This window comes from bacterium (assembly GCA_035549195.1).
Classification (GTDB): domain Bacteria; phylum Oederibacteriota; class Muellerivitia; order Muellerivitales; family Muellerivitaceae; genus DASZRK01.
In genome coordinates, this window is record DASZRK010000080.1 from 102,787 (window position 1) to 124,404 (window position 21,618).

General features: G+C 57.8%; 19 protein-coding genes. All 19 read left to right on the forward strand.

What is annotated here, in order from left to right; genetic code table 11:
• Positions 1 to 95: 95 nt before the first annotated feature.
• Positions 96 to 923, forward strand: a complete 828-nt coding sequence (locus tag VHE12_14350; protein HVZ81965.1) for an acetyl-CoA carboxylase carboxyltransferase subunit alpha — start codon at positions 96 to 98, stop codon at positions 921 to 923.
• Positions 920 to 1,642 carry an N-acetylmuramoyl-L-alanine amidase gene (locus VHE12_14355; GenBank protein HVZ81966.1) on the forward strand — a complete coding sequence of 241 codons (723 nt, stop codon included), beginning with the start codon at positions 920 to 922 and terminating at the stop codon, positions 1,640 to 1,642. Before VHE12_14350 ends, VHE12_14355 begins: the two co-directional genes overlap by 4 nt.
• A complete protein-coding gene (locus VHE12_14360) occupies positions 1,639 to 2,232 on the forward strand; it encodes a GerMN domain-containing protein (GenBank protein ID HVZ81967.1) in 594 nt (197 codons plus the stop codon). Before VHE12_14355 ends, VHE12_14360 begins: the two co-directional genes overlap by 4 nt.
• Before the next feature lie 53 nt (positions 2,233 to 2,285).
• The gene (locus VHE12_14365) at positions 2,286 to 4,943 is read left to right on the forward strand and encodes a valine--tRNA ligase (protein ID HVZ81968.1); all 2,658 of its coding nucleotides are present in this window, start codon (positions 2,286 to 2,288) and stop codon (positions 4,941 to 4,943) included.
• 2 nt (positions 4,944 to 4,945) lie between these two features.
• On the forward strand, positions 4,946 to 5,794 hold the full coding sequence (gene nadC / locus VHE12_14370) for a carboxylating nicotinate-nucleotide diphosphorylase (GenBank protein HVZ81969.1): 849 nt from the start codon (positions 4,946 to 4,948) through the stop codon (positions 5,792 to 5,794).
• Positions 5,795 to 5,814: 20 nt separating this feature from the next.
• Positions 5,815 to 6,600: a biotin--[acetyl-CoA-carboxylase] ligase gene (locus VHE12_14375; GenBank protein HVZ81970.1), complete on the forward strand. Its 786-nt coding sequence runs from the start codon at positions 5,815 to 5,817 to the stop codon at positions 6,598 to 6,600.
• A complete protein-coding gene (locus VHE12_14380) occupies positions 6,597 to 7,352 on the forward strand; it encodes a type III pantothenate kinase (GenBank protein HVZ81971.1) in 756 nt (251 codons plus the stop codon). The genes VHE12_14375 and VHE12_14380 overlap by 4 nt, the downstream gene beginning before the upstream one ends.
• Complete coding sequence (locus tag VHE12_14385; protein ID HVZ81972.1) at positions 7,339 to 9,693, forward strand: tetratricopeptide repeat protein; 2,355 nt, start codon at positions 7,339 to 7,341, stop codon at positions 9,691 to 9,693. Before VHE12_14380 ends, VHE12_14385 begins: the two co-directional genes overlap by 14 nt.
• 8 nt (positions 9,694 to 9,701) lie before the next feature.
• Positions 9,702 to 11,381 carry a DUF2723 domain-containing protein gene (locus VHE12_14390; GenBank protein ID HVZ81973.1) on the forward strand — a complete coding sequence of 560 codons (1,680 nt, stop codon included), beginning with the start codon at positions 9,702 to 9,704 and terminating at the stop codon, positions 11,379 to 11,381.
• An 87-nt stretch (positions 11,382 to 11,468) separates the two neighbouring features.
• Complete coding sequence (locus VHE12_14395; protein ID HVZ81974.1) at positions 11,469 to 13,772, forward strand: PilT/PilU family type 4a pilus ATPase; 2,304 nt, start codon at positions 11,469 to 11,471, stop codon at positions 13,770 to 13,772.
• Between the two features lie 27 nt (positions 13,773 to 13,799).
• Positions 13,800 to 14,207: a hypothetical protein gene (locus VHE12_14400; protein ID HVZ81975.1), complete on the forward strand. Its 408-nt coding sequence runs from the start codon at positions 13,800 to 13,802 to the stop codon at positions 14,205 to 14,207.
• On the forward strand, positions 14,197 to 15,201 hold the full coding sequence (locus tag VHE12_14405; protein ID HVZ81976.1) for a hypothetical protein: 1,005 nt from the start codon (positions 14,197 to 14,199) through the stop codon (positions 15,199 to 15,201). The genes VHE12_14400 and VHE12_14405 overlap by 11 nt, the downstream gene beginning before the upstream one ends.
• Positions 15,202 to 15,228: 27 nt before the next feature.
• Positions 15,229 to 16,083: a protein-glutamate O-methyltransferase CheR gene (locus VHE12_14410; protein ID HVZ81977.1), complete on the forward strand. Its 855-nt coding sequence runs from the start codon at positions 15,229 to 15,231 to the stop codon at positions 16,081 to 16,083.
• Complete coding sequence (locus tag VHE12_14415; GenBank protein HVZ81978.1) at positions 16,076 to 17,257, forward strand: tetratricopeptide repeat protein; 1,182 nt, start codon at positions 16,076 to 16,078, stop codon at positions 17,255 to 17,257. The genes VHE12_14410 and VHE12_14415 overlap by 8 nt, the downstream gene beginning before the upstream one ends.
• Positions 17,254 to 17,889, forward strand: a complete 636-nt coding sequence (locus VHE12_14420) for a chemotaxis protein CheW (protein HVZ81979.1) — start codon at positions 17,254 to 17,256, stop codon at positions 17,887 to 17,889. Before VHE12_14415 ends, VHE12_14420 begins: the two co-directional genes overlap by 4 nt.
• Positions 17,873 to 20,086: a tetratricopeptide repeat protein gene (locus VHE12_14425; GenBank protein ID HVZ81980.1), complete on the forward strand. Its 2,214-nt coding sequence runs from the start codon at positions 17,873 to 17,875 to the stop codon at positions 20,084 to 20,086. The genes VHE12_14420 and VHE12_14425 overlap by 17 nt, the downstream gene beginning before the upstream one ends.
• Before the next feature lie 12 nt (positions 20,087 to 20,098).
• Positions 20,099 to 20,437, forward strand: a complete 339-nt coding sequence (locus tag VHE12_14430; GenBank protein ID HVZ81981.1) for a P-II family nitrogen regulator — start codon at positions 20,099 to 20,101, stop codon at positions 20,435 to 20,437.
• 98 nt (positions 20,438 to 20,535) lie between these two features.
• On the forward strand, positions 20,536 to 20,898 hold the full coding sequence (locus VHE12_14435; GenBank protein HVZ81982.1) for a response regulator: 363 nt from the start codon (positions 20,536 to 20,538) through the stop codon (positions 20,896 to 20,898).
• A gap of 26 nt (positions 20,899 to 20,924) precedes the next feature.
• Positions 20,925 to 21,563, forward strand: coding sequence for a chemotaxis protein CheC (locus VHE12_14440; protein HVZ81983.1), 639 nt, complete (start codon positions 20,925 to 20,927; stop codon positions 21,561 to 21,563).
• The last annotated feature ends 55 nt before the right edge of the window (positions 21,564 to 21,618 follow it).

The window sequence follows — 21,618 nt, forward strand, 5'->3', positions numbered from 1 at the left end:
GATTGCCCGTTGCGGGCCTTCTTTTGACCCCCTTATAATGACGCCTCATTTTTAAGGGGTTCATTCCATTGATCAAAACCGCTAAAACGAATCACATCTCGTCCAAAAAGACGGCACCAGAGCCTTCGGGCGCCTGGAAAAGGGTCCTCTTGGCCCGCCACCCCCAACGTCCCTATACCCTGGATTACGTCAAAAGGCTGATCACGGACTTCCAAGAGGTCCATGGGGACCGTGCCTTCAGCGACGACCAGGCGATCATGGCGGGGTTCGGTTTCTTGGGGAAACAACCGGTCTTCATCCTGGGCCATCAAAAGGGCCGCGAGATCAAAGAGAACATCAAACGGAATTTCGGCATGCCCAATCCGGAAGGCTACCGAAAGGCCTTACGGGTCATGAAGATGGCCGAAAAGTTCAAGAAGCCTCTTCTGACCTTCATCGATACACCCGGCGCCTACCCCGGATTGGGCGGGGAAGAACGCGGACAATCGGAAGCCATCGCCCGGAACCTGCTGGAAATGGCCAAGCTCAAGGTCCCCCTCGTCGCCTCGGTCATCGGGGAAGGCGGCAGCGGGGGTGCCCTGGGGATCGGGGTCGCCAACCGGGTCCTGATGATGGAGAATTCGGTCTATTCGGTCATCTCTCCCGAGGGTTGTGCCGCCATTCTTTGGAACGATCCCTCCAAGAGCCACCAGGCCGCGGATGCGATGAGGATGACGGCCCAGGACTTGGTCGCCTTTAATATCGTGGATGAAGTGGTCCCGGAACCCGCGGGTGGCGCCCATTCGGACCATGACTTGGCCGCCTCGAACCTCCGGAAGGCCATTGAAAAGAACCTTCATCCGCTCCTGAAGCTTTCTCCCTCCGCCCTGGAACAACAACGCTATGAGAAGTTCCGTTCCATGGGGGTTTTCCGAGAAAAGTGACACTTTTTTCCCCCCGTTCCTTCCTGGTCTTTTGCCCTGTTTTCCTTTCCCTCTCCATCGTTCTGGGGACCACATCCGCTTGGGCCAAGCCCCTGGTGGTGGTCGATGCGGCCCATGGCGGTTCTGAAAGCGGGGTCAAGGCCGGCGGCGAGGTGGAGAAGGACTGGAACGTCCGGTTCGCCAAGGCCCTGGAGAAGGCCCTGGTGGCCCAAGGAATGGACGTGGTCCAGGCCCGTCAAGGGGACGAGACCCTGCCGATCGAGAAGCGGGCGGAGACCATCAATGCGACCCAAGCCTCCGCGGTGATCGTCCTGCATGCTGAGCGTGACCGTAACGACTGGATCAAGGCCCCTTGCGTCGTCGTCGAGCCGCCGACCCAATCGACCGAGTTCACCGAGGCCGCCCGATGGGGGGCGACCCCGCCTTCCCTTTACCGGGCCAGCCTTCGGTTAGCCCGTGCGTTGGGCAAGGCCTTCGGGGTGGGGACGGACCTCTCGGTCCTGTCGGACAGCCGGGGTCTTCCGGGAGAGGTGACCACCTTCACGGGACACCTCTATTGCCTCCCCCACCAGAGCCTGCGCTACCTGACCCTTCCTTCCGTGGTCGTGGTCCCGATGTTCCTGACCTCCGCTTCCGACGTCAAAAAATTCTCAGCCTCCTCGGAAGTGGATGATTTCGCCCAAAAGGTCGCCCGGGGCGTTGCGGAGTACGTCCAATGAAGCGTCCCCTTCCCATCCCCATCGTGGCTCTCGGTGGGTTGGTCGTCCTGTCGGTGGTGGTCCTTTTCTGGCTCCATGGGCGTGGGCACCATGGGGCGGGACCGGTCAAGCACGCCGCCACCGCGCCTCTTTATGAACCGGGGGACAAGCCCGCGACCCTCTATCTGCGGGCCTTGGACACGGAAACGGGCAAGCTGGTCAATCAGACGGCCGTCATCCGGGCGAGCCGCCTCAGGGCCAACCAGGTCAAACAGCTTCTGATGGCATTCCTCGATGGGGCCCGGTCGGGAAAGGTGCAGGTCCCTGTCCCGGAGGGCCTGGCCTTGAACGAGTTCTACCTGACCCCCTCGGGCCAAGCGGTGGTAGACCTTTCCACGGAAGGGGTCCGGAAGGACCATGTGGGATTTTTCGAGGAAGCCTTGCTGGTGCGGTGCCTGGTTGATACCTTGGACGGAAATTTCTTCGAGGTGCACTCGGTCAAGATCCTTTTGGATGGGCAGGAGGTCCCAAGCCTCTTCGGGCATTATGCCTTGGGGACCAGTGAAGCCAATATGGCCTCCACGGCCGCGGGGACCTCGCCCGTCGACTAGCGGAAAGGGCGCCCCCCAGGGTCCGCCCCATCAATATTCCCGAGGGATTCCGGATGGAACAAGAAATGAACCTGCCTTCGGCCTATGAACCGAAGGATGTCGAGGCCAAGTGGTACCCCCTTTGGGAAGCTTCGGGCGATTTCCGGGCCGAGGACCGGTCGTCCAAACCCGCCTTTTGCATGGTCATGCCCCCTCCCAACGTCACCGGCAGCCTCCACATGGGCCACGCCCTCAACGACACCCTGCAGGACCTGATCGCCCGGTTCAAACGCATGCGGGGCTTCAACGTCCTTTGGTTGCCGGGGGTGGACCACGCCGGGATCGCCACTCAGAACGTGGTGGAGCGGGTCCTTAAAAAAGAAGGGAAGAGCCGCCATGACCTGGGCCGGGAGGCCTTCATTCGGAAGGTCTGGGAATGGAAGGAGAAGTACGGCGCCACCATCAACCAACAGATCCGCAAGATGGGCGCTTCCTGCGACTGGAGCCGCGGCCGGTTCACCATGGACGAGGGCCTCTCCAAGGCGGTCCAACAGGTCTTCATCAGCCTTTACAACGAAAAGCTCATCGTCCAGGACTATTACCTCATCAATTGGTGTCCCCACTGCCGCACGGCCCTCTCCGACATTGAAGTGGAGCACAAGCCGGTCCACGGGAATTTCTACCATCTCCGATACCCTTTCGCCCATGACCCGTCCCAGGGGCTTGAAGTGGCCACCACCCGTCCCGAGACCCTGTTGGGGGATACGGCGGTGGCCGTCCATCCGGAGGACGGGCGTTACGCGGGACTCGAAGGGAAGTCGGTCCTCCTTCCCCTCTTGGGCCGGAAGATCCCGGTCCTGAAGGATGCCTATGTCGACAAGGAATTCGGAACGGGGGTGGTCAAGATCACCCCGGCCCATGACTTCAACGATTTCCAGGTGGGGAACCGGCACAAGCTGGAACGCATCAATATCCTGAACCCGGATGGGACCCTGAACGAGAACGCGGGCCCCTATCAAGGGATGGACCGTTTCGCGGCCCGCAAAAAGATCGTGGCCGACCTGGAGGCCGGCGGTTTCCTCCTGAAGGTCGAACCCCATGAGCACAACGTGGGCCATTGCTACCGCTGCGGGACGGTGGTGGAACCTTATTATTCCAAGCAGTGGTTCGTCCGGATGAAGCCCCTGGCCGAGAAGGCCTTGCAGGCCGTGGCCGAGGGGAAGACCAAATTCGTCCCCGAGATGTGGCGGGGTGAATACGAGAGATGGCTGTCCAATATCCAGGATTGGTGCATCAGCCGCCAGATCTGGTGGGGTCACCGCATCCCGGTCTACAACTGCACTTCCTGCGGCAACCAAGTGGCGGCGGCCGAGACGCCGGGCCCTTGCGCCAAGTGCAAGGCGTCGGCCTGGGAACAGGACCCGGACGTGCTGGATACCTGGTTCTCCTCGGGGCTTTGGCCCTTCTCAACGCTGGGGTGGCCCGATCCGATGGCCCAGGACCTGAAGACCTTCTACCCGACCTCCGTGCTGGTGACCAGTTGGGACATCCTGTTCTTCTGGGTGGCCCGCATGATGATGATGGGTCTCAAGTTCATGGGGGACGTGCCTTTCCGGGAGGTCTATATCTATTCTTTGGTGGCCGATGAGGACGGGAAGAAGATGAGCAAGTCGAAGGGCAACGTGGTGGACCCCCTGGAGATCATCGAGAAGCATGGTTGCGACGCCCTCCGGTTCACCCTGACGAGCATCGAGACCAAACAACGTTATGTGGCCCTGACGCCTCAGAAGCTCGAATCCTCCCGTAACTTCGTGAACAAGCTCTACAACGCCACAAGATTCGTGCTGTTGGGCCTGTCCGACGGCACGGCGTTGAAGCCCCTGACCCCGTCCGACCACGGGAGCCTCCGTTTGGAGGACCGTTGGATCCTGTCCCGGCTCTCGAAAGTGACCGCCGAAGTGACCCAGGACTATGAACGCTACCGGGTGGCCGAACTATCGGCCACCCTCTATCGTTTCGTTTGGAACGAGTTCTGTGATTGGTACCTGGAGAGCGTGAAGCCCCGCCTTTACGCCCTGGCCGGGTCCCCGGAAAAGACCTTGGCCGCCTCGATGGTAGTGACCGTCCTGGAGGGGATCCTCAGGCTCCTGCATCCGGTGACCCCCTTCGTGACCGAGGAGCTTTGGCATAAGCTGCCGGGCCGCTCCGAAAGCATCATGAGGTCGCCCTGGCCCGATCCCAAGGACTACCCGGTGGACGAGAAGGCCCTGGAGGAATTCGCCTTCCTCCAGGAGGTCGTGACGGGCATCCGGACCAGCCGAAGTGAATTGAACGTTCCGCCCTCGGCCCAGGTGAAGGTCTCCTATCAAGGGGCGGCCCTGGCTTTCTCGGCCGGGTCCGCCCAGGAATCCCTCCTCAAACCCCTTGGCCGGGTCCAGGACTACGGGCCGGCGAAGGAACGCCCGGTCAAGACCGCGCTGGTGGTGGTCAAGGGCGGGGAACTCTATCTTCATTTGGAGGGCCTCATTGACCTGAAGGCGGAGGCCGCCAAACAGGTCAAGGAGCGGGAGAAGCTGGCCAAGTACGTCCAAACCATCGAAGGCAAGCTCCGCAACGAGTCCTTCGTCAAGAATGCCCCGGTCGAATTGGTCGATGCCGAAAAGGCGAAACTGAGGGAGACCCAGGAGAAGATCGCCCGGATCGAGAACAACCTGAAGTTCCTGGAAAATTGAACTTGAGGACCCTCCAGGCCCCCGGGCTCCAGGAAATTCGGCCGCTGCTCCAGAAGGCCCTCCGGGAGGATGGCGCTTGGGCCGACCGGACCACCAGGGGGGTGGTGCCTGCGGGTGCCAGGGCCCGGGTCGAACTTCTTTGCAAATCGAACGGTGTGCTGGCGGGATTGCCTTTCTTTATTGAAACCTTGCGGCTGATGGAGCCCCGGGCCAAGTTCCGGCCCCTTGCCCGTGACGGTCAAAGATTGAAGGCCGGACAAAGGGCCCTTTGGATCGAAGGGAAGGCCCGGGGTCTCCTGTCGGCCGAAAGGACCGCTTTGAACCTTTTGAGCAGGCTTTCGGGGATCGCCACCCTGACCCGGAGGTTCCGGGAAAAATTGGGAATTGCGCGTCTCTATGACACCCGAAAGACCACCCCCCTGTGGCGCGAGTTGGAGCGTTATGCGGTTCGGGTGGGCGGCGGGTTGAACCATCGGTTCAATTTGGCCTCTCAAGTGCTCATCAAGGACAATCACCTGAAATTAGGCGGCGGGGTCTATGCTTCGGTCCGGGCCGCCCGGAAAAGATACGGCCCGGGGGAATTCATCGAGGTCGAAGTGGAAGATTTCGTGGAAGCCTCCGAAGCCCTAAGGGCCGGGGCCGACATGATCCTGGTGGATAATGCCGATCCGCGTCTGTTGAAAAAGGTCCTGGCCCTGGTGAAGGGGAAAATGGGGGTCGAGGTCTCGGGTGGGCTGACCCTGTCCAACATCCATCGTTATGCCGCCTTGAAGGCGGACCGGTTCTCCTCGGGCTCCCTGACCCATTCGGCCCCGTCCCTGGATTTTTCGCTGGAGTTCCATCCCCTTTGAACCCCTTCCGGAGGACGACCTTGGGCCCGGCCATCCGCGCCGGCCGGTTCGGCTCCGTCCTTCTTTCCTTTTCCGAGATCGATTCGACCAACCGTCTCTTGTTGGACCTGGCGGCCCAGGGTTATCCCGAAGGGACGGTGGTCCAGGCCGATTCCCAGACCCGGGGCAGGGGAAGGCAGGGGCGCCGTTGGATCACCCCGCCGGGACGGGCCTTGGCTTTTTCCCTGCTTCTACGGCCCCGATCGTCGCCCAAGGACCTTCCTTGGGTGACCTTGATGGCCGCGGTGGCGGTGGCCCGATGCCTGGAGACCTTCCGGGTCCGGGCGGGGATCAAGTGGCCCAACGACCTGCTCTTGAACGACAAGAAGGTTTGCGGGATTTTGACCGAAGTGGGTCCTTCCCGGGATAATAGGCCGTCGATCGTATTGGGAGTGGGGCTCAATGTGAACCAGGTCGCGAAGGATTTTCCGCCCGGACTTCGGAAGGCCGCGACCAGCCTTCAAATGGCCACGAAGAGGACCTGGGACCGGCAGAAGCTCCTGGGCCGGCTCCTGGATCATCTGGAGGAAGGGTACGAGGACCTTCTCCATGGACGGATCGACCGGTTGAGCGAACAATGGGGAAAGAGGAACGTGACGCTGGGCCGGGAGGTGCGGCTCACCCAAGGCAAGCGGAGCATCACGGGTATGGCCTTGGGCTTGGACCGTAACGGGGCCCTTCTCCTGAGTCTCAAGACCGGAGAGGTCCAAAGGGTCCTTTCCGGGGATGTCACCTTTCGGGCCAAGGGCCACAAGGGGATCGCGTGATCTGGACCTTACTGGTTGGGAATACCCGTACCGTCGCCTCCTTGATGGAAGGGAGCCGCATCCTTTCCCGGCTGTGGGTGCCGACCGCGCGACTCCGGACACGCATGGGGCCCCCTTCATTCTTCGGGAAACTGGCCAAGCGAAAGAGGGTGGAGGGTTTTCTGATCGCCAGCGTGGTGCCGCCTTTGGACCCTCTCCTTCGGAAGTCCTCGCAAAAGATTTTGGGCCTGGAACCCCATTTCGTGACCCACCGGAGCCCTTTGGGGGGGCGGGTCGGGGTGCTCAAGCCCTCCCAGGCAGGCGCGGACCGTTTGGCCAACGCAGTGGCGGCCCGGGAGCTCTATGGCCAACCCTCCATTGTCGTGGACTATGGGACGGGGACGACCTTCGATGTGGTGGACCGGAGGGGGGCCTATGTGGGTGGGGCCATTCTGCCGGGTATCGGGATATCCCTCCGGGCACTGCATGATTTCACAGCCAAGATTCCCATGGTCCCTTTTGAGAGGACCCACCAAGTGGTCGGGCGGACGACGGAAGCCGCGGTCCGTTCCGGCGTCTATTACGGGGCCATCGGCACGACGCGGGAACTTCTTCGGGAGATACGCCGGGAAATAGGCCCCCGGGCACCCGCCATCGCCACCGGCGGCTGGTGCCGACTTTTCCGTTCTTCGGGACTTTTTGACCATATCGATCCGGACCTGACCCAAAAGGGCATGGCCCTCATCTGGCGGAACCTCCATGCGCTCGATTGAGGACCTGGCGGCTGAGGAGAACGCCCGCCTATGGGAAGAGCGGGGGGGGCGTTTCAACGGTCTTCTTTGGTTCGCCGCCTTCGGTCTGGGCCCCTGGGGATGGTATCTCTTTTCCATGGGCAAGATGGGACAGGGTTCGGTCCTTATCCTCGGTTCTTTTTTTATGTTCCTCTTGGCTTCCGGCGTCCTCAGGGGTTCCGGGCCCTCCCTGCCAGCCTTGATGGCCGCGTTCGGGACCTTTCTTTTCAGCGGGACGATCTATTTTCTTTCCAGGATGCCGACCTTTTTTTGGGGGAAGGATCCGTCCTTCTGGACGGCGGTCCAAGAAGGAACGGTGGTGGAACCGCTTTGGTCCCCATTGAGCTATCTGGTCGGACAAACGACCGTCCATCTTTTCGGCCCAGGGGACATGTCCCTGCTTCCGTTGGCTTCAGCCGCATTCCTGGCCGCTGGGCTCGGATGTTGGGCCGCCGAGTCGTTCCATCGCTCTCCGAAACAAAACCTCCAGGTTTGGTCCATCACCCTCCTGATGGGTATGGTGCTCGCCATCAGCACGCCCTTTTGGAACCTGGGAACCTTGGCCTCGGGCCTTCCGGCATCCCTTGGATTTTTCCTTTATCTCCTGCTTCGGGGCTGTCTGAACAGGGATGAAAAGCCATGGCTCACGGTCACTTTCCTGGCCGCTCTTCTTTTTTCGGTCCATCCCATCTGGGGCCTATTGGGGATCCTGGCTGTTTGGGGCCGCCAAGAAGTTTCCGAGACCCCGGTGTGGAAGGGTCTGCTATGCGTTGTGGCGGGGTTGACCCCCTATCTTTGGCTTTTTTTTCGCGCGGACAAGGTGTTCCCATCCTGGGGAGGAAAGTCCCCTTTCCGGACCCTTTTGTTCCAGTGGCGGGAGGTTTGGACGGCGCATTGGGCCCAAGACGCACCGGCTTGGAGGTCGGTCTTGGACTGGACGGGATGGTCCGGTGGATCGATCTTGGTCGGAGCCATCCTCAGCCTTTTGGGTTTCGGACTTTTGGTCAAAAAAGGCCGTAGCGGGATGACCCCGGGAAACACCTTTTGGGTTTGGGTCCTTTCAGGCCTTGGCGGCATCCTGTTCGCCTCCCGCACAACGGAAACATTGGGGCCGACCTTTCTTTGGTTCCTGGCGGAGGCGGCCTTTTTCTTTGACCAGGGCTTGGAAAAAGCCATGGGATCCTTGGACCAACGCTCCAAAAAACCACTGAGGGGAACTTTGGGGGCTCTGATCCTTTTTTTTGGCCTGATCGGCGCCGCCTTGTGGCAGGGCCAAGGATTTTGGAGGAGCGATTTCTACTTTCCCGCCCAGCATGCGGAGAACCTCTTGCGGACCATGGGTCCCCGCTCCCTCTTGATCTGCCGGGATCCGTTCCAGAATTGGGCCTGTGTGGCGACCCAAAGGTCGCTGGGCCTGGTGACGCATTCGGTGATCTTGAACGAGGACTACCTCGGGAAAAAATGGTTCGCGGCTGAAGCCATTGAAAAGGAGCCGGAGATCCTATTCTCGCGGGCGGGCGGCGAACCTAAAGGGAACTTGGACCGGTTCATTCGGGACAACTGGGGCCAATGGAACTTGCTCTTGGACGAGCCCTTTCCCATCGGGAAGGGACTGCCGAGCTATTCTTTGGGCCTGGTCCGTCTTTTCGTGTCCGATCCTTCCAAGGGACCCGATCCCGAAGGGGTCCCGGCCCGTTACGACCTGGTGGGTCTGCCGAAGGCCGGAACGATCAAGGATCCCTGGACCCAACACTATTTTGGATCCTATGTGGAGGGCTTCAATCAAATGGGTCTGGACCTGATGGAACGGGGGCTTTATTCGGAAGCAATCCGGTCCTTCGACCGCGCCTTGAAATTGGACCCAAGTTTCAAAGAGGCCCAGGACCATTTGGCGTGGCTTTATTCCCAAAAGAACATGCTGGAGGCGGCCCAACTGGATTTCGAGGCGACCCTGAAGAGCCATCCAGCCCGGATCGCCGAACTTTTGAGGGAATTGGACGATTCAAGGGTCTCGGGGCGCGAGGACCGGACGGTGGAGCTTTTGGACCGCATCATTCATTTGGACGCCGAATTGGCCAATTCCCAATACCAACTTTCGAAGATCTACGATAAGGAAGGGCGGTCGAAAGAAGCGCAGGATCTTTTGGAGGCTTCGGTGGTCTTGAACCCCAAACAATTGCAAGCCCAGTTGAGCCTGGGGAAACTCATGAAAAAAATGGGGGACAAATTGAGGGCCCGGGAAGCGTTCCATGCGGCCCTGGTCCTGGACCCCTTGAACAAGGAAGCCCAGGTTGAATATTGGCGCTCGTTGAACGATCGATAGGGGGGACGATGGGCGGTCGTTCGGTGAATGGCAAATCCTTCACGGCCGGGTGGCTGGACGCGGGCATCCTCTTGGTCCTTTGGGGGATCCTTCTGCGGATCCAAAACCCTGGATTGATGGCCGATGACAGCGGTGAAATGGTCGCGGCGGCGGTGGGCCTGGGGATACCCCATCCCCCGGGATATCCATGGGTGGTCTTGCTGGGCCATATCATGAATTGGTTGCCGGTGGGGACGCCAGCCTTTCGGATGAACCTGTTGTCGGAAGGGCTTCTCCTGGCGGCAGTATGGGTCTCCTTTCCCCTTTTGAATTCACTCCGAGGAAAAGAACCATCCCTGGCTTCGGCCTTTCGAGACAGGATCTTCTTCGTTCTTTTACTGTTCTCGATCCACGCTTTTGTGGCCCAGGCACTCACGGCCAAAGGGGTGGTCTATGCCTTGAACCTTTTCTTGGTCTGTCTTTTGATGCGGGTCGGTTCGTCCGACCGGAGCGGAACGGGGACGGTCGGGGCGACGATGTTCCTTTGGGCGATCGGAATGGCCAATCATTGGCAAACCATGGTCCTTTGGAGTCCCCTGGTGGTTTGGAACTGGGGTCGGTGGGGAAAATGGCCTGGTCTCCGCATCCTTTTGGTGGGTTCGGTTCTGGGGATCGTGGGGCTTTCGGTCTACCTTCTGCTGCCGTTGAGAGCGATCCAGGATTGTGTGCCTTCCTGGGGTTATCCCGTTCATCCATCCCTTTTTTATTGGGTCCTCTCCCGCAAATTGGTTTCTCAGGTGGAACATTGGGTCCAACCATTCGATTTTTATTCCAAAAGTTTCCTGGAAATGGTCCGCTTCTTTGCCCGGGGTGTTTTTCCCCTCCTCGTCCCGATGGGTGTGGTGGGGATCGGTTGGCTTTTTTATAAACGGAAGACCTGGTTCTGGAAGACCCTGCTTTGGGCCGGACCCGTTCTGATGGGGGTCTTGTTGATCCACGAAGATCAAAATACCTATTTGGTCCCCGTTTATTTGGTTTCGATAAGCGTGGCCTTGGCGCTCTTGGCCGTGGTTGGTCTCAGGTGCTTTGAGGATCGGGTGAAAGAAAAGAGGGGGATCCTGTTCTTCTTCCTGGGGATGGGCCTGGCCCTCTTGGTGTGGGATGGTTCGGTCCTACGGGCGGAGGATAAAATGGGATATCTATTGGCGTCCGATTTCGGCGTCAATGTCCTTCAGGATCTGCCGCGGGGTTCGGTCCTTTTGGCGGAAGGGGACCCTTATGTCATGTCGGTCTGGTATCAAAGGATCGCCGAGAAGAGGAGGGAGGATGTCATTTTTGAGCCTGCGGTCTTCCTGGTCCATGGTTGGGGCTGGAAACAGCTCGCGGACCAATCGCCGGGGATCGCCGCTCTTGTCCGGAGAACATCCGTTTTCCAAGAACGACTCCAAGGTCTGGCCGATCTGGGCGCCGCGCATCCATTCTGTTATTCGTTGGGACGATGGAAAATGGGAGGGGCGCTCTTGGAGATGCCGGGGGCTTGGCGTTCCTTGGGGCTTATCACGACTCAGGCGACGGCAACGAAGAACAAGTTCCTTTCCAGCGGGGAAAACTCTTACCGGATCAGGGTGACCGATCCCATACCCATGGATACGGCCTCCCTGGGCATTCTTGCCTATTACCGACTCGCCGCTGGGTCTGCGCGGCCCTAAAAAAGCCAAAAGGTTCGGTTTTTTCAACCCCCGTTGATATAATGCCACCGTTGAAACGACGCATTTGAACGCCCTTTGGGAGAAGGAATGGACCTTCATCAACTGCTCTATTCCATGGTGGAAAAGAAGGCCTCGGACGTCCACTTAAAGGCGGGCGCCTTTCCTCTTTTCCGTATCGACGGTGACCTGACCCCCCAAGGCGAGACCCTCCTGACCTCCCAAGATCTTGCCGAGATCGCCTCCTACCTGATGGATGAAAAGCAACAAAAGTTGTTCTTTGAGGACCACCATGAGGTGGATCTGGCCTATGCGGTGGAGGGATTGGCCCGGTTCCGGACCAATGCCATGTGGCAGAGAGGCCTTCCTGAGATCATCATGCGGGTCATTCCCCAACGGATCCCGAGGATCGAGGACATCAATATGCCCACGGCGGTCCTCAAGCAGATCGCCCTGGAACAGCGCGGCCTCATCCTGGTGGTCGGCATCACAGGATCGGGGAAATCGACCACCCTGGCTTCCCTCATCAACGAGATGAATACCAACCGGGCGGCCCACATCGTCACGATCGAGGACCCCATCGAATTCGTCCATCCGGACAAGAAGTCCAGCATCACCCAACGCGAGGTCGGGCTGGACACGGAAAGTTTCAAGGCTGCCCTGAAATATGTCCTGCGGCAGGACCCAGATATCATCCTCATTGGTGAGATGCGTGATACGGAAACGGTCTCGGCGGCCATTTCCGCGGCCGAAACAGGCCATTTGGTCCTTTCCACTCTGCACACATTGGACACGGTCCAGACCATCGAGCGCATCCTGGACTTTTTCCAGCCGGAGCAGCAGAACCAGATCCGGGTCCAATTATCAGGTACCCTGCGGGCGGTCATTTCCCAACGTTTGGTCAATAAGGCCGATGGCGTTGGCGTGGTCCCGGCCTGCGAGATCATGATCGTTACCCCGACCATCAAATCCCTCATTGCGGAAGGGAAGGTCTCATCGATCCGTCAGTTCATAGCGGAAGGGAACAGCCAATATGGCATGCAGACCTTCGACCAGTCCCTCATTCAATTGGTCCGTTCCGGGATGATCACGAGGGAAAGCGCCTTGGAGCAGGCTTCTTCCCCTAGCGAGATCGACCTTGGGCTCAAGGGTATTTCGTCCTCCAAGGCCTCGGCCCAATCCCTGATCTCCCAAATGGAAAATTCCCAACAAAAGGAACGGCTTTCGGGTTGGTTGCGGAAGGCACAGGATTACTTCGATAAGCGGCGCTATGACGAGGCGAGGGGCGAATTGAAGCGGGTCCTTCAAGAGGTTCCCGATCATAAGGAAGCCAATGTCCTGATGGCGAAAATCCGGGAAATGGATGACAAGACCGAAAAAAAGAAGGACGCGACTTCCAACATCAAAGCCGGTCTCCAAATGTACCGGGAAGGGAAACACCAAGCCGCGATCATTGAATTCCAAAAAGCCTTGGAGGTCGACTCGGAGAACAAGCAGGCGCAGGGATATCTGAAGGCCATCCAAGAGGAGATGGAGAATCGATCCAAGGCTCGGGAGTTCTATCAAGCCGCCCTCAATGCCCAGAGCCAAAATGATTTTGCGGGAGCTTTGGCGTTCGTTGAGCAGGCCTTGATGGTGGATCCGGAGAACGAACAGGCCCGGGTCCTTCAAAGGAACATGAAGACCGCCCTCCAAAAGGAACAAGCCAAGGTCAAGGCGGATGGTTACAACCAGTCGGCCATTGAACTTTACAAGGCGGGGGATCTCTTGGGGGCCCTGGTTTCTTGGAACAAAGCTTATGACATCAATTCGGATTTGGAGGATGTGGCCCGATACCTCCAGCAAGGCATCGCCAAATTGCTATCCTTCGGCGTGGATGGTTTGGACGGAAATCCCGAAAAGGACCAGGTCCTGGCCCTTTTCGAGCAGGGGGTGCGGTCCTATGTGCGCAGCGACTTCCAGACCGCCATTGATTTCTTCAAGAAGGCCCTGACGAAGGCGGAAGGGAATGCCTATTTGAACGCGTACCTTCAAAAATCGACCCAAATGCTGGAGCAGCAGATCGTCGAGATCGTCCAGGAGGCGGGCCGTTCCTTCCAAATGGGCGATCTGGTCACGGCCCAAAAAGAATATACCAAGACCTTGAGGCTGTCCCCGGGGCATCCCGAAGCCATCCAACAGCTCGGGGTGGTGAAGGGCGCCATCCAACAGGCGGTCGAAAAATTCTACAACGACGGCAGACAAGCCTTTGATTCCAACAACCTGGACCAGGCCATGCGGATCTGGGGCCAGGCCCTTGAGCTGGATCCGTCCAATGAGCGGCTGCAAAAGAAGATCGAAGAGGCCAAGATCAAAAAGAGCACCTTGAGCGGCATCTTCTCGAAGATCAGTTAAAGACGCAGGAAAGGGGTTCCGTTCTTCATGAAGAAATTGATCATTGGCGCTTTGATCTTGATCGCGGTTTTTGTCGTTGTTCTGAACACGGGCATAGTGGCCGGACAGGCCTTGGATTGGGTGAAGGAAAACCCTAAGGATCCGGATGCACCCTTGGTCCTCTACAGGACCGCGCGTTGGTGCGACATCATGGGAAGCGACCAAAGGGCGGAGTCCATTTATCTGCAACTTTATCAGCAATATCCTGAAAAGGCCGAGTTGTGCGCGCCTGCCCTTTATTATGTCGCCCTGGACATCAGTAATTCTTCTTATGCCACCGGTGTTCGTAAGCAGGCATTGCCATACCTGCAGACCATCATCGATAAATATTCGGATCAGGAAGAATGGCGAACAAAGGCCAAACAACTTTACGACGAGGTGAATTATGCCCACTGAGAAAAAGGTCTTTGGGTCCTTTTGGGTCTTGGTATTGGTGATGCTTTTGGCGCGTCCGGTTTGGGCCGCGACGATCGAAGTGGAAAGCGACGAGGACGAACCGACCGGGACCCCGACGGTGGTGATCTCTCCGGCCGAAAAAGCCCCCGTTGAAAAAGTGATCCCGACTTCCACGCCGACGCCTTTACCGGAACCGACCTTGGCGCCTACGGCACCTCCGACGGTCGCTCCAACGTCGGTGACCGGCGAAGGAACGGTGGGACCGGAGGAAAAGATGGGGACCCAGAAGCCCAGGCCACGGGTCCGGGTCAGCGATAAGGTCAATTTCTTTTCCTTTGTGCAGGCGGGGTACTTGGTGGGGGATCCCACCGAAGTCCAGGGGATTGGGACGGTCGTGGGGATCGGGAATGTGGAAAATTTTACGGTGGGGCAAAAATCGGCGGTCGATATCGATGCCGCCCGCTATCCGGTCAAAAAAGGGGACCTCTTTTTTGTTTACCGTTGCGACCGATCGATCCAGGAACTTCATTTGGGACACTTGGGATTCCAGGTGGAAAATCTTGGCTTGGTCGAGGTCATCGAAGTCCAGAAACTCCGCCATTTAGTGGTGGTGAAGAAAAGTTTCAAACCATTCATGGCGGGTGATCAGGTAGTTCCCTATGAAAATGAGGTCAAAAGATGGAAACGAGCCCAGATCAAAAAACCGTTGCCGGACCAGCCCATCAGGGCTTATGTGGCAGGGCTGGACGGTGCTAGGGGCCATTTCAGCGCTTCGGATCACATCCTTATCACGGCCGGAAGCAAAAAAGGGGTGGTCGAAGGCCAGAAATTTTCCTTGTTCGAGGTACACCAGGGGGAGTTCGACAAGGAAGACCTGGGGATCCCCACTGGGGTCGCCCAGGTGCTTTATTGCGGTCCGGAATGCTCCATCGCCACCATCTTGACCAGTCATGAGCCCATCGAAGCCGGTTTCCAAGCCGTTTATCGGCCTTGAGGCGCGCTTGCCCCGGATCCTGTTGGAATGAAGACCGACGTCCAAGAGGATCCCTTTTTCCGACGGATCCTGGAATTGCTCCTAAGATCGAAAGGTTTCGACGGGAACCATTACAAACCGAACTATATCAAGAGGCGCATCGCGGTGAGGATGCGCGCCATGGAGAAAGGGTCCTTCTCTGAGTATTACCATCTCCTTCAAAGGGATCCCAAGGAGATGGGCAGGCTCCTTGAGCGGCTTACGATCCATGTGACCGAATTCTTCCGGGATCCAGAGGTCTTTCGATCGCTCCGGCAGACGGTCCTTCCGCTGTTCGCGGGGAATGTAAACAAGAACATCCGCGTCTGGTGCGCGGGCTGTAGTACGGGCGAAGAACCCTATTCGTTGGCGATCCTTTTGCAAGAGTGGGCCCCGCCCCTGGGGATGGGGTTCGGCATCCTGGGCACCGACATCGATCCGGTAAGCGTCCGGACCGCCGAAAGGGCGGAATATCCGGTCGAGTCCGTTGCGAAATTGCCTCGTGACCAGGTGGCCCGTTGGTTCGTGAAGGAGGGCGGGCATTTGAGGATCGCCCGTGAACTCCGTCAAAAAGTGCAATTCCGGACCCATGACCTCTTGGGCCCTTGGGGCCCTTCCATGAACGAGTTCCAGATGATCTTTTGCAGGAACATGCTCATCTATTTGACGGCCGTGCAGCAACAGGGCATCTATGAAGGGTTTCACAAGGCCTTGGCGCCGGGGGGATATTTGGTCCTTGGGCTCACCGAGACTCTCTTGGGGCCTTCGCGCCGCTTCTTCAAATGTGTGGATATCCGGCATCGCATCTACAGGGCCGTCGAGAACGAGGGGACGGTCACCGGATCCGAGGGAAAAAATGGATAAAGCGCTGGATCACATCAATCTCGGGAAGGCTTTCGCCCTTTCCAGGCGTTTTGAGGACGCGATCATCGAATTCCGCAAGGCCTTGGAATTGAGCCCCAAGGATGGGGAGATCTTTTTCCAGTTGGCGGGTCTTTTCACCAATGTCGGGAATTATGCCGAGGCGGAGAAGTATTATCGGGAATGTCTGGAAGGGAACCCCTTGAATCTTAATGCTCATTGCAAGCTTGGGTTATTGTTGGAAGCCCAGGGCAAATATCCGGAGTCAGTGGTCGAATTCGAGAAATCCTTGGAGATCAATCCGGGAGATGCGGGACTCTACAACAACCTGGGGAATGTGCTGTCCAAGATGGGAAAATACAAGGAGTCGGTGGGGCAATTCCGGCGCTACATCGAGATCAACCCGAGCAATGCCGAGATCTATTTCAAAATGGGCTTTGCCCTGGAGCAGGCCGGTGATGGGGATGGGGCTATCGAGGCCTATGAGCGGGCCATTTCCATCAACCCCCGGCACGCGGCGGTCCACTCCATTCTCGGGAATGTTTACTTTCAAAAAGGTCGCTACACCGAAGCCATTGAACGGTACCAGGAAGCCGCACGGATCAATCCCATGGAGCCTGAGGTCCACTTGAAATTGGGACAATGCCTGATGTCGATGGGTCAATACGACAGGGCGCTGGAGGTTTTGAAGGTCGCCTTGGAAAAAAATCCCCGCAATGCGGAAGTCTACCTGAAACTTGGGATGATTTACGCGGGCAGGGGCCAACACGACGAGGCCATCCAAATGTACCGGAAGGTCATGGAGATCAATCCCCGGGATGCCAGCATCCATAACGTTCTCGGTTATATCTACGATAAACAGGGTGAATTGCAAAAAGCCCTTGAGGAATACCAGATGGCGAAGGCCATCAATCCGAACGATGTGCTTGTCCTAGACAACCTGGCCAATTTGAACTACAAAATGGGGCGTTTGGCCGAAGCGCAGCAGGAATATTCCCGTTTGCTGGAACTGAACCCGAACCATTTGGATTCCCTGGTCAAACTGGGGAACCTGCACTTGAAGAAGGGCGACAAATCCTCCGCCCTGACCCTTTGGGAGAAGGCCCTTTCCATCGACCCTACCAACGAGATACTCAAGAACAACATCCGAATCGCCAAGGAAAATCCGATCCAATGAAGCCACAAGAGAAATCCCTGGGCGAGTTGCTCCGGCAGGCCGGCAAGATCACCTTTCGGCAGATCCAGGTCGCCTTGGCCGAGCAAAAAAGGACCCACGAACCCATTGGAAAGGTCCTTGTCCGCCTCGGTTTCGTTGAGGAAAGGGATATCCTGCAGGTCATGCAAGGAATGACCGCGCTCACCTTCCGGGTGGCGAGCGAGTGGTTCGGCATCGAGACCTTCCGGGTCAGGGAGGTCCTTAAATACGGCGAAGTCCTGCCTTGGGACAGGTCCGCCTTGCCGTGGATCGGGACCTTCCTGTTGCGCGGGAAATCCCTGGCGGTCGTTTCTTTCCGTGCCTTTCTCGGCATGGAGCCGCCGGGAACCGCCTCCGGAACTTGGTTCGTGGTGCTTGAGCATAAGGGGCAACCCTTCATCCTCTGGGTGGATCAAGTGCGGGAAGTGGCCCGGTTCAAGATCGACCAGATCGAGCCCTTGCCGCCCTATTTACTGGGGAAAAAGAACGATTTGTATTACTGTTTGGGTAAAATAAAGGAAGACCTTTATTCCATCATGAATCCGGATAAATTGTTCGAAGAACACGGTCTATCCTTGCCGCCCTCCGAGGTTGGTCATGCCTTCCCGTCCTGAAACCAAGACACTGCGTGAGATGGCCAATGGAAGCGATCAGGGTGACGCCTCCACCCACAATAACCTGGGTGTTTTTTACTATTCCAAGGGGATGTATGCGGAAGCTGTCAAGGAGTTCAAAACGGCCCTTGAGGTGGACCCCGAGAACCCGCAAGCCCAGGAGAATTTGAAGGCCGTTAACCGCCAAACCGGGCTCCTGGACCGCTCGGTGGAAGCCTACCGCAAATCCATCCAGATGTTCCCCCAGGATGCCGAAGCCCATTACAACCTCGCGGGTGCGCTGCGTTATCTTGGCGAGTTCGAGAGGGCGGCCGAGGAATACCGAAGGGCTTTGGACCTGAACCCGGACCATCCTTACGCCCGGAACTATCTGGGGATCGCTTACAAATGCCTGGGGCGTTTCGATGATGCCATGGTCGAGTTCAGGACGGCCATCGACAAGAACCCCTTTTTCGCCGACCTCCACAATAACCTGGGCGAGATCTACTACAAGAAGGCGATGATCAACGAGAGCATGATCGAGTTCAAGAAGGCGATCTCCTTGAACCCCGAATACGCCACCGCTCATTACAATTTGAGCTTTGTCTATGGCGACAAGAACATGATCGAAGAGGCGGAACGGGAGTTCAAAAAGGCGGCCGAACTCAACCCGAATTTCGGGCAAGGCGCCCAAGCCCTCTTGACCATCGACCGTCCGAAGTCGCTCGAGGAGAAAATGGCGGAAAAATTGGCCGCCCAACCGCAAGGCCCAAGCGGCGTGGAGACCTACCTGAGCCTGGCCTCCGCTTATCGGGGGAAAGGCCTCATGGACGAGGCCGTTCGTGAATACAAAAGGGCGATCGAGGCCATGCCGGGGGAGGAAAGGCTTTATCGGGCCCTGGGTGAGGTCTATCTACTGAAAGGCCAGCTGGAGGACTCCCTCATTGCCTCCCAGAGGGCCATCCAATTGGCGCCCCAGGTAGTCGAGAACTACATCCAGGCGGGGATCGCGTTGCGGGAACTGAATCGCACCGACCAGGCGGCGGACCACCTTCAAAAAGCCATTGATCTGGTGCCAGGTTCGAGCATGGCCCATTTCGAGCTCGGGGTGACCTATTTCAAGATGGGAGAAAGCGAAAAAGCGACCCAACAGGTGCGCCAAGCACTCGAGATCGATCCCCAGAATGCCGAGGCCCACTACTATCTCGGTGTCTATTACTACAAGGTCAGCCTTTTTGACGAGGCCATCCGGGAGATATCCCAGGCCGTGGAGTTGAACGTCTCCATTGCGTCGAGCGCCGAAGCCCTGACCTACCTGGGACTCGCCTTGGCGGATAAGGGACGTTTCGAAGAGGCCATTGCCGAGTACAAAAAGGCCATGGAGTTCGATCCCAAGAATCCCATCATCCATAACAGCCTAGGTGTGGCCTACAAGAACGCCGGGATGATCCCGGAAGCGCTCAAACATTACCAACAGGCCATCGATCTGAACCCCAATTATGCCAAGGCCTTCAACAACCTGGGGGTGGTCCATTTCAAACAAGGTCATTACGAGAAGGCCATTGAGGCCTTCAAACGGGCGGTGGCCATCGAGCCCGATTACAAAACCGCCCAGAACAACCTTCAAGTGGCCATGAAGAAGAAAAGCGCCTTGTCCGAGGCTTCGGAGCAATTGATCAAGCAGATCATGGCCGATCCCGAGAATCCGGCGCTCCATTTCAACTTGGGGTCCCTTTACAAGACCACGGGGCAATACGCGGAAGCGGTCCGCGAGTTCCAGGAAACCATCCATCTCACCCCCAAGAACCAAGAAGCATTGACCAGCTTGGGAGAGGCTTATCTCCAAATGGAATCCTTGGACGAGGCGGTCAAGATCCTGGCGCGGGCGGTATCCTGTGACCCGAAATTCCCCGAAGCCCATCTTCAACTGAGCAAGGTCTACATCCGGCGCCAGTGGTGGGATGAGGCCCTGGTTGAATTGAAAAAGACCCAGGAACTGCGTCCGGAGCTCTCCGAGATCCATTTTCATCTTGGGCAGGTCTATCGCTCGAAGAGCTGGTGGGATGAAGCGATCCAAGAGTTCCAGAAATACCTGGACTCGTCCCAGCCTGATGAGGAAAAAGTCCTTCAATGCATCGACGCGATCCAACAGGTCCAGGCTTGGAAAAAGGAACTTCAAGTCTCGCCGAGCGCCAGCGTCTCGAAACTCATCAAATAGGCGAGGATCTTCATGAAATTATTGGTCTGCATGATCCCGACGAAGAAGATCGAACAGGTCCGAAAGGTCCTTTGGGAATCCGGGATAAGGGGTGTGACCCTTTCCGAGGCCTCCGGTTATGGCTATCAAAAGGTCCAGGTGGATTCACTTCGGGGAGGGGATTACAAGGTCCAATATCAACCCCGTGTCCGGCTGGAGATCGCCCTTCCGGATGAGGAGATCGAGGCGGTGGTGGACCTGCTCCTCGAGACCGTGCGGACCGGGCGGATCGGGGACGGCAAGTTCTTTATCCTCCCCTTGGACGAGGTGATCCGGGTCCGGACCGGGGAACGGGGAGAAATGGCCCTTTAGGGCGGGTTGAAAAGGGTTTTCAACCAGGATGAAAACCATTAACATCGAGGATCGCTTTTCGGGGTCGAACGGCTTGAAAATCCTTTGGAGGTTGGACCGTGGCTCAACGGGTCATGCTGGTGGACGATGCGTCCTTTATGCGGATGATGCTCAAGAACATCCTGGTGGGCGCGGGTTACGAGGTCGCCGGAGAGGCCGAGAACGGCGCGAAGGCCATCGAACAGTTCAAGGCCCTGAAACCCGACCTGGTGATCATGGACATCATCATGCCGGAAATGGGCGGGATCGACGCGGTCAAGGAGATCGTCAAATTGAACCCGTCGGCCAAGGTCCTGATGTGCAGCTCCATGGGCCAACAGTCCCTGGTGGTGGAGGCGATCCAAGCCGGGGCCAAGGATTTCATCGTCAAACCCTTCCAACCCTCGAATGTCCTGGAAGCGGTCAAGAAGGTCATCGGCTGATCCACGCCGTTCCTTAAGGAGGAGCCTTGGGCGCGGAGAAACCCCTTTTCAACGATTTTCAACTGGATGCCCTCCGCGAGATCGGCAATGTCGGGGCCGGGAACGCGGCGACCGCCCTTTCCCAAATGGTCGGCCGACGGGTCGATATGTCGGTCACCAAGGTCCTGGTCCTCAAAACGGAGGATATCGGGGAATTCCTCGGCGGGGTGCAGCAGAACGTGGCGGCCGTCCATATGCCCGTCTATGGTGACCTTTGTGGGGTGGCCCTGATCCTATTTCCCCTGGAAAAGGTCATGGACCTATCCGCGATGTTGGTGGGTCAACGGGATGCCGACCCTTTCCATCTTTCCGAGATCGGTCAATCCGCCCTGAAGGAACTGGGCAGCATCCTCACCGGGGCCTATCTGAGCGCCTTGTTCCGGATGGTCCATGTCCAGATGATCCATGGGGTCCCGCACCTGGTGCTGGACATGGCCCAGGCCGTCCTGGACACGGTCCTTGTTGAGCTCGATCAAAAGGATGATGTGGCCATCTTGATCGAGACCGAATTCATGGAGAGCAACGATCAATTGACCGGAAGCTTTTTCCTGCTCCCAGAGGCGGGGTCCTTGAAGAGACTGTTCTCTTCTTTGGCCCGGTCCCTCGGACTTCCCGAAAATGACTGAGGGGCCGATCGCGGTCGGTATCGCTGATTTCAGGGTTGGATCGGAACCACAGAAC

Excerpts from the sequence above, each read along its gene's own strand:
- VHE12_14405 (HVZ81976.1), top strand. The coding sequence starts at position 14,197 with ATGCCCACTGAGAAAAAGGTCTTTGGGTCCTTTTGGGTCTTGGTATTG.
- VHE12_14400 (HVZ81975.1), top strand. The coding sequence starts at position 13,800 with ATGAAGAAATTGATCATTGGCGCTTTGATCTTGATCGCGGTTTTTGTC.
- VHE12_14430 (HVZ81981.1), top strand. The coding sequence starts at position 20,099 with ATGAAATTATTGGTCTGCATGATCCCGACGAAGAAGATCGAACAGGTC.
- VHE12_14410 (HVZ81977.1), top strand. The coding sequence starts at position 15,229 with ATGAAGACCGACGTCCAAGAGGATCCCTTTTTCCGACGGATCCTGGAA.
- VHE12_14385 (HVZ81972.1), top strand. The coding sequence starts at position 7,339 with ATGCGCTCGATTGAGGACCTGGCGGCTGAGGAGAACGCCCGCCTATGG.
- VHE12_14360 (HVZ81967.1), top strand. The coding sequence starts at position 1,639 with ATGAAGCGTCCCCTTCCCATCCCCATCGTGGCTCTCGGTGGGTTGGTC.
- VHE12_14425 (HVZ81980.1), top strand. The coding sequence starts at position 17,873 with ATGCCTTCCCGTCCTGAAACCAAGACACTGCGTGAGATGGCCAATGGA.
- VHE12_14420 (HVZ81979.1), top strand. The coding sequence starts at position 17,254 with ATGAAGCCACAAGAGAAATCCCTGGGCGAGTTGCTCCGGCAGGCCGGC.
- VHE12_14415 (HVZ81978.1), top strand. The coding sequence starts at position 16,076 with ATGGATAAAGCGCTGGATCACATCAATCTCGGGAAGGCTTTCGCCCTT.
- VHE12_14365 (HVZ81968.1), top strand. The coding sequence starts at position 2,286 with ATGGAACAAGAAATGAACCTGCCTTCGGCCTATGAACCGAAGGATGTC.
- VHE12_14390 (HVZ81973.1), top strand. The coding sequence starts at position 9,702 with ATGGGCGGTCGTTCGGTGAATGGCAAATCCTTCACGGCCGGGTGGCTG.
- VHE12_14395 (HVZ81974.1), top strand. The coding sequence starts at position 11,469 with ATGGACCTTCATCAACTGCTCTATTCCATGGTGGAAAAGAAGGCCTCG.